Annotated in this window: 16 protein-coding genes; 10 read left to right on the top strand and 6 right to left on the bottom strand. The window is 42.3% G+C overall.

From position 1 onward, the window contains the following. The first annotated feature begins 19 nt into the window (after nucleotides 1-19). Nucleotides 20-364 carry a divalent-cation tolerance protein CutA gene (cutA, locus tag B1A85_RS00965; RefSeq protein WP_104545073.1) on the top strand — a complete coding sequence of 115 codons (345 nt, stop codon included), beginning with the start codon at nucleotides 20-22 and terminating at the stop codon, nucleotides 362-364. A 145-nt stretch (nucleotides 365-509) separates the two neighbouring features. On the opposite strand, the gene B1A85_RS00970 is transcribed toward cutA, so the two are convergent. Continuing rightward, nucleotides 510-1100 carry a MarC family protein gene (locus B1A85_RS00970; RefSeq protein WP_104545074.1) on the bottom strand — a complete coding sequence of 197 codons (591 nt, stop codon included), beginning with the start codon at nucleotides 1098-1100 and terminating at the stop codon, nucleotides 510-512. A gap of 244 nt (nucleotides 1101-1344) precedes the next feature. Between B1A85_RS00970 and B1A85_RS00975 the strand changes: the two genes are divergently transcribed. Next, on the top strand, nucleotides 1345-2760 hold the full coding sequence (locus B1A85_RS00975; RefSeq protein WP_104545075.1) for an aspartate ammonia-lyase: 1416 nt from the start codon (nucleotides 1345-1347) through the stop codon (nucleotides 2758-2760). A 95-nt stretch (nucleotides 2761-2855) separates the two neighbouring features. Beyond that, the gene (locus tag B1A85_RS00980) at nucleotides 2856-3062 is read left to right on the top strand and encodes a hypothetical protein (RefSeq protein WP_104545076.1); all 207 of its coding nucleotides are present in this window, start codon (nucleotides 2856-2858) and stop codon (nucleotides 3060-3062) included. A gap of 106 nt (nucleotides 3063-3168) precedes the next feature. Here the strand turns inward: B1A85_RS00980 and B1A85_RS00985 are convergent, their stop codons facing one another. After that, nucleotides 3169-4983 (bottom strand): PstS family phosphate ABC transporter substrate-binding protein, encoded by a 1815-nt coding sequence (locus tag B1A85_RS00985; protein ID WP_104545077.1) that lies wholly within the window; start codon nucleotides 4981-4983, stop codon nucleotides 3169-3171. A 155-nt stretch (nucleotides 4984-5138) separates the two neighbouring features. Here B1A85_RS00985 and B1A85_RS00990 point away from each other — a divergent pair, with 155 nt between their 5' ends. From B1A85_RS00990 to B1A85_RS01005, 4 genes are all read left to right on the top strand, one after another. Beyond that, nucleotides 5139-6128 (top strand): GAF domain-containing protein, encoded by a 990-nt coding sequence (locus B1A85_RS00990; RefSeq protein ID WP_168192324.1) that lies wholly within the window; start codon nucleotides 5139-5141, stop codon nucleotides 6126-6128. Then, nucleotides 6125-7105 carry a DUF362 domain-containing protein gene (locus tag B1A85_RS00995; protein ID WP_104545079.1) on the top strand — a complete coding sequence of 327 codons (981 nt, stop codon included), beginning with the start codon at nucleotides 6125-6127 and terminating at the stop codon, nucleotides 7103-7105. The genes B1A85_RS00990 and B1A85_RS00995 overlap by 4 nt, the downstream gene beginning before the upstream one ends. Before the next feature lie 310 nt (nucleotides 7106-7415). Beyond that, entirely contained in the window at nucleotides 7416-7913 is a 498-nt protein-coding gene (locus B1A85_RS01000; protein ID WP_371681629.1) for a hypothetical protein, read from the top strand. Nucleotides 7914-7943: 30 nt separating this feature from the next. Beyond that, a complete protein-coding gene (locus B1A85_RS01005; protein ID WP_104545081.1) occupies nucleotides 7944-8687 on the top strand; it encodes an energy-coupling factor ABC transporter ATP-binding protein in 744 nt (247 codons plus the stop codon). On the opposite strand, the gene B1A85_RS01010 is transcribed toward B1A85_RS01005, so the two are convergent. Further along, on the bottom strand, nucleotides 8684-8926 hold the full coding sequence (locus B1A85_RS01010) for a hypothetical protein (RefSeq protein ID WP_210404112.1): 243 nt from the start codon (nucleotides 8924-8926) through the stop codon (nucleotides 8684-8686). The two genes, B1A85_RS01005 and B1A85_RS01010, sit on opposite strands and share 4 nt — an antisense overlap. A gap of 129 nt (nucleotides 8927-9055) precedes the next feature. Here B1A85_RS01010 and B1A85_RS01015 point away from each other — a divergent pair, with 129 nt between their 5' ends. Further along, complete coding sequence (locus B1A85_RS01015; protein WP_168192363.1) at nucleotides 9056-10390, top strand: deoxyguanosinetriphosphate triphosphohydrolase; 1335 nt, start codon at nucleotides 9056-9058, stop codon at nucleotides 10388-10390. A gap of 143 nt (nucleotides 10391-10533) precedes the next feature. Here B1A85_RS01015 and B1A85_RS01020 read toward each other — a convergent pair whose 3' ends face one another. Next, nucleotides 10534-11409: a tetratricopeptide repeat protein gene (locus tag B1A85_RS01020; protein WP_104545083.1), complete on the bottom strand. Its 876-nt coding sequence runs from the start codon at nucleotides 11407-11409 to the stop codon at nucleotides 10534-10536. Nucleotides 11410-11676: 267 nt separating this feature from the next. Between B1A85_RS01020 and B1A85_RS01025 the strand changes: the two genes are divergently transcribed. Then, entirely contained in the window at nucleotides 11677-11889 is a 213-nt protein-coding gene (locus B1A85_RS01025) for a hypothetical protein (RefSeq protein ID WP_104545084.1), read from the top strand. A gap of 202 nt (nucleotides 11890-12091) precedes the next feature. Further along, a complete protein-coding gene (locus B1A85_RS01030; protein ID WP_104545085.1) occupies nucleotides 12092-12661 on the top strand; it encodes a Uma2 family endonuclease in 570 nt (189 codons plus the stop codon). 289 nt (nucleotides 12662-12950) lie between these two features. On the opposite strand, the gene dxr is transcribed toward B1A85_RS01030, so the two are convergent. Both dxr and B1A85_RS01040 read right to left on the bottom strand, forming a co-directional pair. Further along, nucleotides 12951-14144 (bottom strand): 1-deoxy-D-xylulose-5-phosphate reductoisomerase, encoded by a 1194-nt coding sequence (dxr, locus tag B1A85_RS01035; protein WP_104545086.1) that lies wholly within the window; start codon nucleotides 14142-14144, stop codon nucleotides 12951-12953. 285 nt (nucleotides 14145-14429) lie between these two features. Next, nucleotides 14430-15929 carry a DNA phosphorothioation system restriction enzyme gene (locus B1A85_RS01040; RefSeq protein ID WP_104545087.1) on the bottom strand — a complete coding sequence of 500 codons (1500 nt, stop codon included), beginning with the start codon at nucleotides 15927-15929 and terminating at the stop codon, nucleotides 14430-14432. Nucleotides 15930-16084: the final 155 nt, after the last annotated feature.

Genomic DNA, 16084 nt, shown 5'->3' on the forward strand with positions numbered 1-16084 from the left:
GGAGTGACATAGAATCAATATGGACAGTGCTTCTGATGTAACTCAATACGGTGTGGTACTGGTAACTGCCGCTTCGCAGCAAGAAGCAGAGGCGATCGCCATTTCGTTGGTCAAATCGCAGTTAGCTGCTTGCGTTAACATCGTACCAATTACTTCGGTATACACTTGGCAAGGCGAACTTTGTCAAGAACCCGAATGGCAATTGCTGATTAAAACAGATTTAAATCAGTTTTCGGCTTTATCCGCAAAAATCCAAGAACTACACTCTTACGAAGTTCCAGAAATTATTGCACTACCAATTGTTGCTGGTTCGACAACTTATCTCAATTGGATGTCTGGGCAATTACAAAGAGTTAAAGATTAGATGGTGGGCTTTAATAGATTATGTTGTTGCATTATTGCGAACGTTAAGGTTGGTAATGGGTAATGGGTAATTGGATTGATTTCCATTGAGCGTACAACTTGCTGTAATGAGTGCAGCGCGCGTATGCCAAAATCGTGTAGCGACGTTAAAAAAACAATTCCTTGATTCCTTCACTACCAATTTCAATTGCTAATGCTGCAAGCAAAAATCCTAAAAGTTGGGTGACAATTACTGCGCCTTCGGCACCAATCCACTTGTCAATCCGCCCTGCCTGGCGCACAATAAACCACGTCACCACCATTGCGGCAATCGTACCTACAACAACACTGAAATGCGCATTAGGCGACTCGGACATCAACAGCATCACGGTAGTAATCGTTGCAGGTCCAGCGAGTAAAGGCAACGCTAAAGGAGTAATTGCAATATCGCGCCCTTGTTCAATAATTGGTGTATCTAACTCACCTTCAAGCATTTTTAACGCAGTTAATAGCAGTAACAACCCTCCGGCTACGCGTAAGGATGCAATACTGATGTGCAAGTAATCGAGAATAAATCGACCGCCAAAGGCAAAGCTTAATAATACGGCGATCGCAACTATACTAGCTTTATCAACAACTCGGTCACGCTGCTGTGGTTCCATCCCTTTCGTCAAAACTAAAAATATCGGTGCATTACCCAAAGCATCCGCAAGCACAAATACAGCAACGAAGGTTCTGACTAGGACAGAGATATCCACAATGACAATCCTTAAATAATTAATTCTGTCTAAACACCTATGATATCTGTGGGCGTCGGTAATGGGGAACGCGGTAATGGGAAATTAGCAATTATCTACTATCAACAATTTTTCAGTCGTTAGCTAGGGATGATATAAACTATCGAGCACAACGCCCCAACTGCAAAATGCTATTCACTGCTAGGTTTTAGCAAATCAATAAATCTGGCATCATACCTGAGAGTGAATTATTTTTATTATCAACATGACTCAACACGACGCACAAGTACGAATTGAACGCGACTCGATGGGAGAACGACAAATTCCCCACCATGTTTATTATGGTATCCAAACCTTACGAGCAACAGAGAATTTTCCGATCAGTGGAATTAAGCCTTTACCAACGTATGTTGATGCGTGTGTATTGATTAAAAAAGCCACCGCGATCGCGAACGGCGAACTTGAATGCATATCGCAAGAAATTAGTCAAGCAATTGTGACAGCAGCCGATGAGGTGTTATCGGGGAAACTGCGCGATCAGTTTGTTGTCGATATTTATCAAGCAGGCGCGGGAACTTCGCACCACATGAACGTCAACGAAGTCTTGGCAAATCGAGCCTTGGAAATTTTAGGCGACGCCAAGGGAAACTACAAGCGCGTTAATCCAAACGATCATGTCAATTACGGACAATCTACTAATGATGTCATTCCGACAGCAATTCGCATTGGAGGTTTATTAGCACTCAAAAGAACGCTTTATCCAGCGTTAACAAGTGCGATCGCTGCTTTAGAAAACAAAGCTATAGAATTTCAAGATATTGTCCGTTCGGGGAGAACGCATTTACAAGATGCGGTTCCGGTAAGATTAGGTGAAAATTTTCGCGCTTGGGCGCAAATTCTCCACGATCACGAAACTAGAATCAAAACGGCTGCCCAAGATCTTACCATTCTTGGTTTAGGAGGAAGCGCGGCGGGAACAGGATTAAACACGCATCCGCAGTATTGCGATCGCGTTGCGCAAATTTTATCCGAACTCATCGACCAACCGTTACGCCCTGCACCGCATTTAATGGCAGCAATGCAAAGTATGGCACCATTTGTCAATGTTTCGGGTGCTTTACGCAACTTAGCACAAGATTGCGTTAAAATCTCCCACGATCTGCGATTAATGGATTCAGGACCAAAAACAGGTTTGAAAGAAATTCAGCTACCACCCGTACAGCCTGGATCTTCGATTATGCCAGGAAAATACAACCCCGTCATGGCAGAAATGACTTCAATGGTGTGTTTTCAAGTCATGGGTTACGATAATGCGATCGCCCTTGCTGCACAAGCCGGACAACTTGAACTTAACGTCATGATGCCGCTTATTGCCTACAACCTGATTCATAGCATCGAAATTTTAGGTAACACTTTAGCCGCGTTAACCGAAAAATGTATTAAAGGTATATCTGCAAATCGCGATCGCTGTTTAGCATACGCAGAAGGTAGCTTAGCACTAGTTACAGCCTTAAATCCATATATCGGTTACTTAAATGCCGCCGCTGTTGCTAAAGAGTCCTTAGAAACAGGTAAATCGCTGCGACAAATTGTTCTCGAACGCGGATTAATGACAGCAGAAGAGTTAGCCAAAGTACTCGACCTAGAGCAAATGAGTGCAATGCGTTCTACTCAAAGATAGGTACTATTTTATGCATTAAGTAAGACCCAAGAAAAACTACTTTTTCTTACAATACATAATGCATTGAAAAACTAACAAATAGGAGAAAGTTTGAGTTGGCTACTACTGCGATCACTCGAAAAAATCTTGTTCAAAGTTTGCTGACAGGTTTAATCATTGGCGTGCTAGTCGGCGCGCCTTTAGGTTGGTTTGTTCACCAATTTTATGCCGAACGTCGCTTAGCAGAGGTTTTAATTTGTCGTGAGAAAAACCGCAATCAACCTGAGGCAGTTTTACAGTCAATCTGCGGTTCTTGGTTCTAGGTATTTATATTTTAGTAATACAGTCCCTCTCTAGCCCTTTCCTCAGTGTTCCCTGCATCCTCTGCGGTTCGTTTAACTTACCTTCAAGTAATACCAAGATATCTATTCAACGAATGGGTACAAAACCAGCTTCGTCTATTAATTTTTCCCCCTCATCAGTTGCTAACAAATTCGCATAAGCAACTCCGGCTTGCTCATCAAGACTACCATCACGCTTGACAATCACAAACAGTCGGCGAGTTAATGGATATGAAGCGTTAGCAAGCGCGGTTTTATTCAAAACGGTTTCATTGACACCAACAAAAGGAGTAATAAACATTTCTCCTGGTGCTCTAGATAGCGGTAGAGGGTAGATAGTTTTTTGTCCGACGACAACAGATGCAGAAGCATAACTAATACCGCCAGGAGTAGCAGCGACTTTCAGAATAGCTTCACTAGCTGTGCGTACAATTTGCACATTATTACCAAATTCTCTTCCAGCTAAAACTCGTTGTTGCACAACATCAGCAGTACCACTCACTTGCGGATCAAAACTAAACGCGGCGATCGGAAGATCCGATCCTCCTACAGTTTTCCAGTTATTGATTTCTCCTGAAAAAATATCTTGGAGTTGCGATAGATTTAGACCAACAATAAGATTGCGAGGATTAACAAAAAAAGTAATACCATCAATAGCAACAGGGATTTGCTCAAGCGCAAAGCCACGCAGTTTTGCTTGGTTTAATTCATTTTCTTTTAAAGGGCGCGATGAAAGTGCGAAACTTAATTCGCCATCAAGCAACATTTGTATGCCCTCGCTAGAACTTTGAGGAACACCAACAGGTTCAACAAAACGTAGCTGAAACTGTCTTTGCGACTGACTAATTGCAGATAGGATAGCTGGAGAACGTAACGGTGCAAACGTCGGCGAACCACCATAGTTAAATATGCCTTTAGGAACATTGGGAACCTCGGCGAAGGTTCTGTATGAAACAGAAATACTACTATTACTACTAACTTCGGAAGTGGTTGGGTTAGAAATGCTAAATTGAATTAATCTATAAATTGAAAGTGTGACCGCTAGTGCTGTAGCAATAATTCCAATGCGTAGTAGAAATTGAATATTATTACGCTCGAGAGGCATACTATTTAGTGTAAGTGGCTCATCTTGTGTAGAGTTTTTTTCTGATGGAGCAACACCATTATTTGGCGCAAGGGCGATCGCTAAATTCTCGCTGAATTTAGTTAATAAAACTGAATTTGTTTGTGTATTGCTTTTGCTTAAAGACAATTGCTGCGGCTGTTGATGATTGGAATGAGATAGCTTTTCTAAATCGTCTATAATTCCCTCGATAATGTAATGTTGATAAACTGATAGATTGGCAATTTGCTGCTCATAGGTTTGTTCGCTAGGTACGATAACTGTTTCTTGTGCAGAGAGTGGAACAAATAAATTGATTAATTCTCCTTTACTTAAGGCTGTATGACACTGCTGACAAACTTCTGGCGATATCAGCACTCCAGGGCGTGCAGGTTTATAATTCCACAAATTAGGGATAACTTTTTTTTCTATTATTGATGGATTGTGTCGGTCAATGACGACTAATGGTCCTTTTTGTAGATAAGTAAATATAGTTTCTAAATGAAAGCTAAGGAGTGTTTCTTCTAAGTAGTAGCAGATGAAATAAGGAATAGCATTTTGCGATTTTTCGTCGATTCCTTCATGATATAGCCAGCCAAATAACGTCTGGGATGAAGTTATTTGGTGTAAGTAAACCGCACGGTATCCTAAACTCGGAGGATTCAATATATCCCAGTAGTAGGAAATAATGCGATCGCTAAAGACTTGCTGTACTGCTAGTGGTACTTGCTGACTTGCAAGCTGTTGAAATCCTCTACCAGCAAAATAAGTGTAGTGGAGTTGTCTTAAGAGTAAATCCATCAGCGTACTTGCAAAAAAAAAAATTTAAACAATACTATCTTGAGGAAGATCTTTAAGCAACCATTCTATGAAACTTAGTAGATATGCAAAAAGATAACGAAAAATTTTGTAATTTTGTGCAATACACTACTAAAATTTCAATTTATAAAAATTTTATGTTTGTCATTAATACTAAAAATTTCAGTAATGCTGCAAAAGCGCGGCATAAATTTACGATGCACGCGTCCCGTCGCCAAATGTGGAGACAGCAACTTCCGCGTACACAAAAAATTATTGTGTTATTCACTACATTTTTTATCTTGCCAATATTAGCAACAAGCGCAAGGGCTGAAAATTCAAATCGTCAAGCGATCGCCTTCCAGAATAATACACCTGAACAAGCAGGAATCACGCATCCGCCAGAAATGGCTTTTGTCCCAAGAAGACAGGTACCATTAAATCTTGTCCTAGAAACTGGGGCAGGAATATTGCTGTTGTGCGGACTGATCGCAGCTTACTTAGCAAATCGCACGCAAATGCCACTAACAACGGCAACCAAACCTCAAAACACGACATCATCCAAAACAAACAATCTAGCCTTAGCGCCAAGATCCACAACACCGCTACTTCCCAATACGACTGAGCCAATACAAGACGAGATCGCGCAAGCAGAACTCATAAAAGAAGTAACATTACAGTTACAAAAAGCCTTTGATGCGGAAGATTTATACAAAACCGCAGTCAAAGCAATTCGTCGCGCGATCCGCAGCGATCGCGTGGTGATTTATCAACTCGACACCAACACGTGGCAAGGAAACATTGTCGCCGAATCGGTCGCCCCAGGATTGCCACAAACTTTACACGTCAAAATCAGCGATCCGTGCCTGCACGATCGCCATGTGGAATTGTATCAACAAGGGCACGTGCGCGCGATTAACGATATCTACCACGAACCCGAATTAACCGACTGTTACATCAAGCTACTCGAACAATTCGCCGTCAAAGCAAACTTAGTCGCGCCCATCGTGCAAAATGACGTGTTATTTGGGTTACTGATTGCGCATCAGTGCGATCGCCCGCGAATTTGGCAGCAAAATGAGATTAGCTTATTTTCGCGTCTAGCAACGCAAGTCGGTTTTGCTATTAATCAAATTGATCTAACATGAAGAATTCGCAACCAATCGTTAGTTTAATTCAAGCTCAGTCTTACGAGCGAACCTTGTTACGTGCTGCTGTAGAAGAATTATTACAGCCTTGGGGAGGGCTAAAGGGTTTTATCAAACCTGGCGATCGCGTGTTACTCAAACCGAATTTACTCACAGGTTCGCGCCCTGATAAAGAATGCACAACGCGTGCTGAGTTAGTTTACACCATAGCGCAGATGGTGATGGATCTTGGGGGTAAGCCATTTTTAGGCGATAGCCCTGCATTTGGGAGTGCTAAAGGTGTGGCGATCGCCAACGGCTATCAACCGTTAATTTCTGAACTGAATTTGCCTATTGTAGACTTTCACGGGCAACGCTATCAAACAGTCAGTCAAGAGTTTAACCACTTGCTGCTGTGTAAAGAAGCAATGGAAGCGGATGTCGTCATTAATCTACCCAAGGTGAAATCGCACAGCCAACTTACGTTAACCCTCGGCGTGAAAAATCTCTTTGGCTGCGTTCCAGGAAAGATGAAAGCTTGGTGGCATATGGAAGCTGGAAAAGATCTTAACCGCTTTGCCCAAATGCTTGTCGAAACTGCGCGGACAATTAACCCAGATTTAACAATTATTGATGGCATTATCGGTCATGAAGGCAATGGTCCTAGTGGAGGCGAACCACGACAATTAGGCGTACTTGGTGCAGCGACAAACGTCTTTGCACTCGATCGCGCGATCGTCGATATATTGCAAGTGACACCTCAAAGCGTACCTACAATTGCGGCTCAAGCACGTCTTGGATTGTGTGCAGATACAACTCAAATTCACTTTCCGCTTTTACAACCTACCACGTTGCAGGTAGACGATTGGAAATTACCCGATGCGCTTGTGCCAATTGATTTTGGCATGCCGCGGATCATTCAGTCTACGTTTAAACATCTCTATATCCGCTGGATTCAAGAACCAATGCGAGCTTATACCAATGCTGTGGGAAAGTAAGCGTATTTACTTAAGTGTAAACTATGCTACGATGAGCCACTATCAGTTTAGATTAAGCTGTTAACACCCTCCGATTGCTCAAGCAACCGCCATCAAGCTAGCTAGTGGCGGTTTTTTATTGTGAATTTGGCATTCTATATCCACGCCAGCTGCTTTTACGCATGAGGCAAGCTGAGCAACATTCGATAAGAATAGTAACAGCAAGGTAATAATAAAAGATAAATACTCTTGTGGTTAAATCGTGGTTGTTAACGCGCCTACTCAACAAAATACGACGTTTCGCATCTCGCCCATTATTCGGGTGACGTTGATGAGTTTATACATGGCTTTAACAGTACCTTTGCCTTTTTTATCAAGTATGACAGCAGCACCTGTACCGCCAGTGTTGTTGTGGATAGGGATTAGTATTGGCGCTGTAGCGTTATACGCGGCGTTGTGCGAACGAGTTATTGTCGATGAACAACAAATTCAAGTAACTTATCCGCGCTGGGTACCCAAGTTTTTTCGTAAAGGGTGGGCGTTACCTTGGACGGAGGTCAAGGATTTAAAGCCACGCACGACAGGTCAAGGCGGTTTAGTATACTATTTTTTAAGTAAAGAAGGAAAAGGCTACTTGTTACCGATGCGCGTAGCAGGTTTTGCGAGGTTGGTTGAGTACGTACAAGCGAAGACAGGTATTGATACAACAGATGTCAAACCTCTAGCACAGCCGTGGATGTATTTAATTTTGCTAGCGTTTACGGTGCTACTACTCTTAGTAGATGCTTGGACGATTATCACTGCACTATCGCAAGGTAGTTTAACTTAATTACAGTTGTATTCGAGGAATAGGTGTGGAGTGCCAACACAACTGCGCTTACAGCAGGTGAGTTTATCGGCTGCGATTGGTTCGCAGTCTTTACTACAAGATATCTCTTTTGATGTTTCAAAGGGCGATCGCATTGCGATTGTCGGTTCATCTGGTGCAGGGAAAACGTCGCTGTTACGACTATTGAATCGCTTAAGCGAACCAACAGCAGGTATGATTTGGTTTGAAAATCAAGACTATCGCCAAATTCCTGTGTTGCAGCTACGTCAACAAATCGTACTAGTACCCCAAGAGTCAAAGTTGTTGGGAATGACAGTACAAGAGGCGATCGCTTATCCTCTTGTGTTGCGCAAATTGTCAAAACGACAAATTCAACAACGCGTTTCCCAATGTCTGGAAGCCTTGCATATTCCCGCAGAGTGGTTAGATCGCAATGAATTGCAACTTTCGGTAGGGCAAAGACAGTTAGTTGCGATCGCGCGGGCTTTAGTCATTCAACCTAAAATTTTACTATTCGATGAACCTACATCTGCATTAGATGCAGGTAAATCGTCACACCTAGTACAAGTTTTAACTGATTTAGCTACAACGCATCAAACGACCATTTTGATGGTGAATCATCAATTAGAGATTGCAGAGTTATTCTGTACGCGCGTTTTACACTTACAACAGGGTAAGCTAATTCAAGATCGACCTAGTACTCAAGTCGATTGGATTAACCTACAACAAACTCTCATACAAGCTGAAGCAGAAACAGTTGCTGAATGGGGCTAAATTCTATTCAACACTTCTCGAATGATTTGCGGAAGCTGCACGAGCTGCTGCCAAAGTTGTTGTGGTTGAACCCCAAAACCAATTTGTAAAATCAGCACGATCGCTGCAATTGTCAGCGCGGTGCTAAGTGTTGTCTTGACGACTCTAATTAATGCAGTGAATACCAACCAAGCTACAATTAAAGCTGCAATTAAAATAATTAAATCTATTGGCACAAGCATTGCCTCATATCGTTTCATTTTAACTGTGATACATATCATCAGCAGGAGAAAACTTAAGTTTTCGTTCTCATTTAGTGGAAGAGGAGTGCATGTTGATTTCTTAACTGCTGATTGTTTCCAAATGATAGGATATTAACTATGTCATCAATGCAATGGCGAAAACTGCTATCTCGCAGTCGATTATTTCACAATCTGAATGTTGAAGATTCTGGAAGAACAGCTTTTGAGAAAGATTTCGATAAAATTATTTTCTCTTCTTATTTTAGAAGATTAAAAGATAAAACACAAGTCTTTTCTTTAGTAGATAATGATTATATTCGCAGCCGTCTAAGTCATAGTTTAGAAGCTTCTTGTGTAGGAAGAACTTTAGGAACGCTTGTCGGGCAAGAAATTGTTAAACGCCACGCCAAAGAATTATACGACTATACAGCACGCGATTTTGGCGATATTGTCGCGGCAGCTTGTCTATCCCATGATATCGGTAATCCACCTTTTGGTCATGCCGGAGAAGACGCAATTCAAGAGTGGTTTAAATCGCCCAACGCAGCAGCAGTATTATCGCTATTAACCCCTGGACAACAAGCCGATTTCAAGTGTTTTGAAGGTAACGCTCAAGGCTTTAGAATTCTCACAAAACTTGATAAACCACAACATCGCCAAGGTTTACAGTTTACTTGTGCAACTTTAGCAACATTTACTAAATATCCTAGAGAAGCTGGGATTAACAGTAACTCATTTAATAAATATAATAGTAATTCTGATAACAAGAGTACCAAAAAACATGGTTTTTTTCAAGAAGAAAAAGAACTATTTGCGCAAATAGCCCAAGAAGTTGGTTTAATTCGTCGCCAAAAAGATATTGCTTGGTGGTGCAGACATCCTTTAGTTTTTCTCGTTGAAGCTGCTGATGATATTTGCTATCACATCGTAGATTTAGAAGATGGCTTCTCGATGGGATACATTGACTATGCAGAAGCTAAAATGTGGTTGATTGATATTCTAGAGGGAGAAAAAATTGAGCAATTTGATGATAAAAAAGAACAGATTAAGTACCTACGAGCTAAAGCAATTCATAAATTAATTACTGAAGTAAAACAAGTTTTTCTCGACTGCGAAGAACAACTTTTATCTGGTACTTTTGACAGTCCATTAACTTCGCAAATTGCATCAGGATTAAAATTAAAGGAGATTATCGAATTAACACGTAAGAATGTTTATGAAGCTTGTGAAGTTGTCGAAGTAAAAGTTGCTGGTTATCAAGTGCTTGGAGGATTGTTAGAAGAGTTTGTTAGCGCTGTGACTAACAATAACTTATCGAAAAGTTATTTAACAAAAAAACTATTGCCTAATTTTAAAGATACTGAACAACTGTATAGCAAAGTTTTACAAGTGACCGATTATATTTCGGGAATGACCGATTCCTACGCAGTTTCCCTGTTTAAGAAAATTAAAGGAATTTCGTTACCGCGTGGTGGAAGGTAGTTAGTGTTGAGTGGTGAGTGATGAGTTACGTAAACAAACACTATTTCTCCTCTGCACCTCTGCTTCCTCTGCACCTCTGCTTCCTCTGCACCTCTGCTTCCTCTGCACCTCTGCTTCCTCTGCACCTCTGCTTCCTCTGCTTATCATTGCAGTTCTCTAATGCGTTCTTGAGCATCTTGATAATACTCTGGTTTTTGTTGTTGCTCATAGAGGTTAGCTGCTTGTTGGAAGTCTTGCAACGCTTGCTGAGTGTTCCCTAAAGCGCTGTAGGAAAGTGCGCGGTTGTAGTATGCTTCTGCGTAATTGGGCTTGATTTGTAGGGCTTGGTTAAAGTCAGCGATCGCACTTTGGTGTTCGCCTGCGTTGTACCGCGCAATACCGCGATTAAAATACGCATCTGCATCTTTAGGATTTAACTGTAAGACTTGAGTGTAGTCGAGAATTGCACCGCGATTGTCACCGCGACGTCGCCGTGCATTGCCACGATTGTAATAAAATCCAGGTCGATTTGGTTCGAGTTGAATCGCTTGGTTAAAATCAGCCATTGCGTTGAGTTCGTCACCCAGCGCAAACCGCAGAATTCCCCGACTGTTGTAAGCTGAAGCAAACTTCGGATTGAGTGCGATCGCGCGATTGTAATCAGCGATCGCGGCTTCATTGTTTCCTAACCTATCGTAAGCAATTCCCCGATTGTAGTAAGTTGTTGCATTGTTGGGATTGATGCTGATTGCTTGATTGTAATCGGCGATCGCGCCTTGATGATCTCCCAAATCGTCGCGAGCGTTACCACGATTTTCGTAAGCTGCTGCGTTAGCAGGATCGAGACGAATCACTTCAGTAAAACTTGCGATCGCGCCTTGAACATCACCCTTATTGTACTGATTAATACCTTGTTTGTAATAGTTTTGGATACTTGTTTCGATTGCTGGTTGTGTTGTTTCTGCTTCAACAACCGTTGGCGTATTCACCAAAACGTAGACAATTCCTAAGATAGCAATACTGGTTTTCAGGCGGTTCATAGCTTTACGTAATTATGAGGTTTATTGTTTATTTGTGGTGCTATTTTGCACTGGCACTACAGACAACTAATCCCAGTGATAACTTATCAAATTTCCCAGAACATTGGTGAATTTATAGATAGAGAAAGGGAATATCTTTAAAAAGGGCGATCGCCGAGACCGATAAACCTCCTGCATAAACCAAATCTTGTGTCCCAAACTTGAGGAAGAGTGAAAAGAGATAAAAAAGTTCTCAATCACTAAAAGTCTCCCACACGTGGATAGCCAGTGCGCAATTTATTGCTGCTACCAACGCTGCGCGAAACGCTACAACTTTCCTATCGGGCTGATTTCCGCGCTAGCTATTTAATTGAACAGTATGCGGGTGGTGAAAATGCTTATCGTTTGCTGATTGAGATGCAAAGTTTACCAAGCGTTGTCGCGATCGCCTCAATAAACAATAAACGATTAAGTTTTTTTGGCTCATGCTTTACAAACTAAGTTATATCTCGTACGTCGAGCGTGACCCAACATAATTAATGATATTTACCATTACCCATTGCGACAATCGGCGATTGATACGCTAAGTCGTCAACTGCGAAGCGGAACGAGTCGTCGCTTTGCGCATGGGCGATCGCTTATGTATCGTAAGTGAAGAAGCCGAAAAATTAGTTCTTTGGGATTATTTCTTGGAGGATGACCGATGGTAACTTCAACTCAATCGACACCAACAATTTCTTTAGAAGAGTTTCTCCAATTACCAGAGACCAAACCTGCAAGTGAATATATCGACGGTCAAGTTTACCAAAAACCTATGCCCCAAGGAGAACACAGTACAATTCAAACCGAGTTAACCTCTGCAATTAATCGAGTTGGTAAACCGCAGAAGCTAGCTTACGCCTTTACTGAATTACGCTGCACCTTTGGCGGTGGTTCAATCGTACCAGATATCGCCGTTTTTGAATGGCAACACATACCGTTACTTCCTAATGGCAGAATTGCGAATAAGTTTGAAATTCACCCAGATTGGACAATCGAAATTCTTTCTCCTCAACAACCTCCCAATCGCGTCATTCGTAAAATCAGCCTTTGTCTTAAGCAGGGAACTAAGTTAGCTTGGCTTATCGATCCTGAGGATGAATCTGTCACCGTATTTCAACCTAACCAGCTACCAGAATTGAAAGAAGCACAAGACATCTTACCAGTTTTGGATGTGCTAAAAGATTGGCAACTCCCCGCAGCTGAATTGTTTGGTTGGTTGCGTTTTGCGTAAATCCCCAGATACCTATGCTTATGGGTAGTCTATCCGTATTTTATTTTTAAACTCAAGCTTTTCACAAGTCTTATGCACAATTGCATATATTCCATCCCCAGTCAAAAGCAGCAAAAACAAGGCATAATTCTGCTGTCTCTTGGTGTAAGTGATATTAATAGTGTACTCATACTACAAAACACATACAGTATAATCCATACCGCCTTCTTAGCCTCTGACCGCTACAGCGTGAATTTAGGGGGCTTTCTCCCTTTGTAGCAACTAGCGTAGATTTAATGAAGCAAAATGCCTATTGCAGCTGGCTAACCATCTTACTATCCAACGCTTCACAAACAGCGATCGCTTCTTGTCTCGCCCAACGATCCGCGTTCACAATGTCTTCTAACGATGGATTGGCGCAATTATCTGCAGTATGGCGATCGCACACTTGTTCAATACACCGAGGAATATCTAAAAAGCGAATCTTCTCTTCTAAAAATAATGCTACCGCTTGTTCGTTAGCTGCGTTCAATACTGCGGGCATTGATCCGCCGGCTTTACCTGCTGCGTAAGCAAGTTGCATGCAAGGATATTTCTGATGATCGGGGGCTTTAAATGTCAAATTTCCTGCTTTTACCAAGTCGAGAGGTTCCCAATCGGTATAAAGGCGTTCGGGATACGATAGAGCATACAACAACGGTAAACGCATATCTGCCCAACCCAACTGCGCTAACACTGAAGTATCTTGCAGTTCAATCAACGAGTGAATAATGCTTTGCGGATGAATGACAATATCGATGCGATCGTAGTCAAGCCCAAAGAGAAAATGCGCTTCAATAACTTCCAAGCCCTTATTCATCAACGTCGCCGAGTCAATCGTGATTTTTTTACCCATTGACCAGTTAGGATGTTTTAAGGCATCTGCGACTTTAACTTGCGCTAACTTTTCCACAGGAAGATCGCGGAAAGCACCACCAGAAGCTGTAAGTAAAATCCGCCGCAATCCTTTATCCGGTACACCTTGGAGACATTGAAAAATTGCGGAATGTTCGGAGTCTGCTGGTAATAGTTTTACATTGTATTTCTCGATTAACGGCAATACAACCGGACCACCAGCAATCAGCGTTTCTTTGTTAGCTAAAGCGATATCTTTACCCGCTTCAATCGCTGCGATCGTCGGTAATAAGCCAGCACAACCAACAATCCCTGTCACAACTGTTTCCGCATCGCCATAACGCGCCACTTCGACGATTCCAGCTTCACCCGCCAGCAAAATTGGTTGTGGATCGAGATCGGCGATCGCTTCTTTGAGTTCAGGAAGTTTGTCTTCTACACAAATTGCCACTATACTTGGTCGAAACTGTCGAATTTGAGCCGCAAGCATTTCTACATTGCGCCCAGCCGCCAAACCGACAATTCGAAATTGATCGGGATACTGCGCCACAATATCAAGGGTTTGCGTACCGATAGAGCCAGTAGAGCCAAGAAGAGTAATCGCTTTCACAACAATTTAAGAATCAGCAGTAACTCCAATATAAGATTCTAAGGGGACACGCGTTCTATTAACTTGAAAATTACGGTAGTCTGTTTTTTGCGAAGAAAGGCTGAAGGCAAAGGGTAATAGGCAGAAGGTTCAAGAGCTTCATCAAAAATGTGCGTTGTGGGTATCATGCGCAGTAAAGTAAAAAATTTTGCCTGAGATGCACGCTACCAGCCAGAAATACACGCTGTCCTTGCTTCAATGTCATGTTTCTAAACCTGAGTTCCTTCAGCCTCCTGCCTTCATGAATTAAAAATCCAACAAACCATATCTTTTTTGCAAGCCTAACAATTTCATCCGAGCTTCCCCTGCATTATCCGCCAAATCAGCAAACTCGACAAACCGCCGTAATTCTTTGCGTAAGAGATTGCGTTCAACTTCTAAAGTTTCGCGGTCTAACTCTGGCGGTAAAACGATCGTGTCAAAAATTGTGGCACGTTCTTTGCCTGGATGCGGGCGCAAAACTCGCCCTCGGCGCTGAATAAACTGTCGAGGATTTCCCGAACTTGCCAAAATCACCGCCGTTTGAATTGCTGGAATATCCACACCTTCATCTAAGCAGCGAATCGCCACTAAACCTTGCAACTCCCCAGTCTCAAACTGATGACGTAACTTTTCGCGTTCTGATAAGGGTGTTTGGGCGGTGTAGGTACTGACTCGATAACCAAGTTCTAAGCCTAAGATTCGCACGACAGCTTCGAGTTGATCGTTCGCCGATCGCCGACTACCCTGCGTACCATCGCTGCAATAAAATAGCGTATGCGTCGTTTCGCGCCGACTCTTCATCAAATCGCGCAAAGCATTTAACTTATTTTCCGCCGCACCAATTAACCTCGCGCGCTGCATGAGTAATGGTGTTAAGTCTTCGTAATCGAAGTTCTCTAGCGCAACGTTGTCGCGTTGTTGCCATAATAATGCGCGTCCAATCTTTTTCGTTAACTTCGCGTAAGCTAGACTTTCTGCATGAGTTAGTTCTACCAAAATCGGATAGTAGAGATAATGCACCAAAGCACCTCGGGCGATCGCCTCTTTTAAAGTAAACTCTGGTTGTAAAACTGCACCAAAATAATCAAATAAAGACTGCGTTCCCGCATCATCAAAGTACCTTTCCGGCGTTGCAGAAAGTGCTAGGCGTAAACCGATGTTGCGCGGTAAACATTCTTCTAATCGTGGTGCGCCTAAGTTATGCGCTTCGTCTCCCACAATTAATGTTTTCTCAGGAAAATAGCGCAGTTGCGATTGAAAACCATCACTGATGAGCGTTGAATTTGTTGCGATCGCAGTCAAAAACCGTTGATTACCAGAACGCACGTTATATAACTGTGTTGATAGTGTAGAATGCCAGCTACGTAAGTTTTCAAAAGCTAACACTGGCTGTAGGTTAAACTTCTCGCATTCTTTTGCCCATTGTGTCACTAAATGCTGATACGGACAGACAACGAGCAACACTTGCAACCCAATTTTTTGATAAAGTTCCGCCGCGATAAACAGTGCTGTAATCGTCTTACCGCTACCTGTTGCCATTTTCAGCGTTCCTCGACCATTATTCGCAAACCAACTTGCGACAGCTTGACGCTGATACGGGCGTAGCTGGATTGTTGCTGGTACTCTTGGACACCCACGCGGTGCTTTACTGATTTGATATTCGTCTTTGTTTTCTGCAACGACTAATCGCAGTCGGTTGCGATCGCGCAGAAAGTCGAAATATCGCTTTGCATAGGTTTTCTCAGGAGATTGTTGTAAATACATCTGATGCAACCCCAACTCTCAGCGACTTCCAACTTTCTCCTAATCATACAGCAATATCACTTAATTAAAATGTATTCATTAACACAAATATATAGATGCTGCATTCAGCCATAGCAGTCGAGCGGAAGCACAGAGTTATTGCCGCAATGGGTTTT

The sequence above is a fragment of the Chroococcidiopsis sp. TS-821 genome (assembly GCF_002939305.1).
In the GTDB taxonomy this organism is placed as follows: domain Bacteria; phylum Cyanobacteriota; class Cyanobacteriia; order Cyanobacteriales; family Chroococcidiopsidaceae; genus Chroogloeocystis.

Bases quoted from the DNA above. Each gene is read 5' to 3' on its own strand.
- cutA (WP_104545073.1), top strand. From the start codon at position 20: ATGGACAGTGCTTCTGATGTAACTCAATACGGTGTGGTACTGGTAACT.
- B1A85_RS00975 (WP_104545075.1), top strand. From the start codon at position 1,345: ATGACTCAACACGACGCACAAGTACGAATTGAACGCGACTCGATGGGA.
- B1A85_RS00985 (WP_104545077.1), bottom strand. From the start codon at position 4,983: ATGGATTTACTCTTAAGACAACTCCACTACACTTATTTTGCTGGTAGA.
- B1A85_RS00990 (WP_168192324.1), top strand. From the start codon at position 5,139: ATGTTTGTCATTAATACTAAAAATTTCAGTAATGCTGCAAAAGCGCGG.
- B1A85_RS00995 (WP_104545079.1), top strand. From the start codon at position 6,125: ATGAAGAATTCGCAACCAATCGTTAGTTTAATTCAAGCTCAGTCTTAC.
- B1A85_RS01000 (WP_371681629.1), top strand. From the start codon at position 7,416: ATGAGTTTATACATGGCTTTAACAGTACCTTTGCCTTTTTTATCAAGT.
- B1A85_RS01010 (WP_210404112.1), bottom strand. From the start codon at position 8,926: ATGAAACGATATGAGGCAATGCTTGTGCCAATAGATTTAATTATTTTA.
- B1A85_RS01015 (WP_168192363.1), top strand. From the start codon at position 9,056: ATGCAATGGCGAAAACTGCTATCTCGCAGTCGATTATTTCACAATCTG.
- B1A85_RS01020 (WP_104545083.1), bottom strand. From the start codon at position 11,409: ATGAACCGCCTGAAAACCAGTATTGCTATCTTAGGAATTGTCTACGTT.
- B1A85_RS01030 (WP_104545085.1), top strand. From the start codon at position 12,092: ATGGTAACTTCAACTCAATCGACACCAACAATTTCTTTAGAAGAGTTT.
- B1A85_RS01040 (WP_104545087.1), bottom strand. From the start codon at position 15,929: ATGTATTTACAACAATCTCCTGAGAAAACCTATGCAAAGCGATATTTC.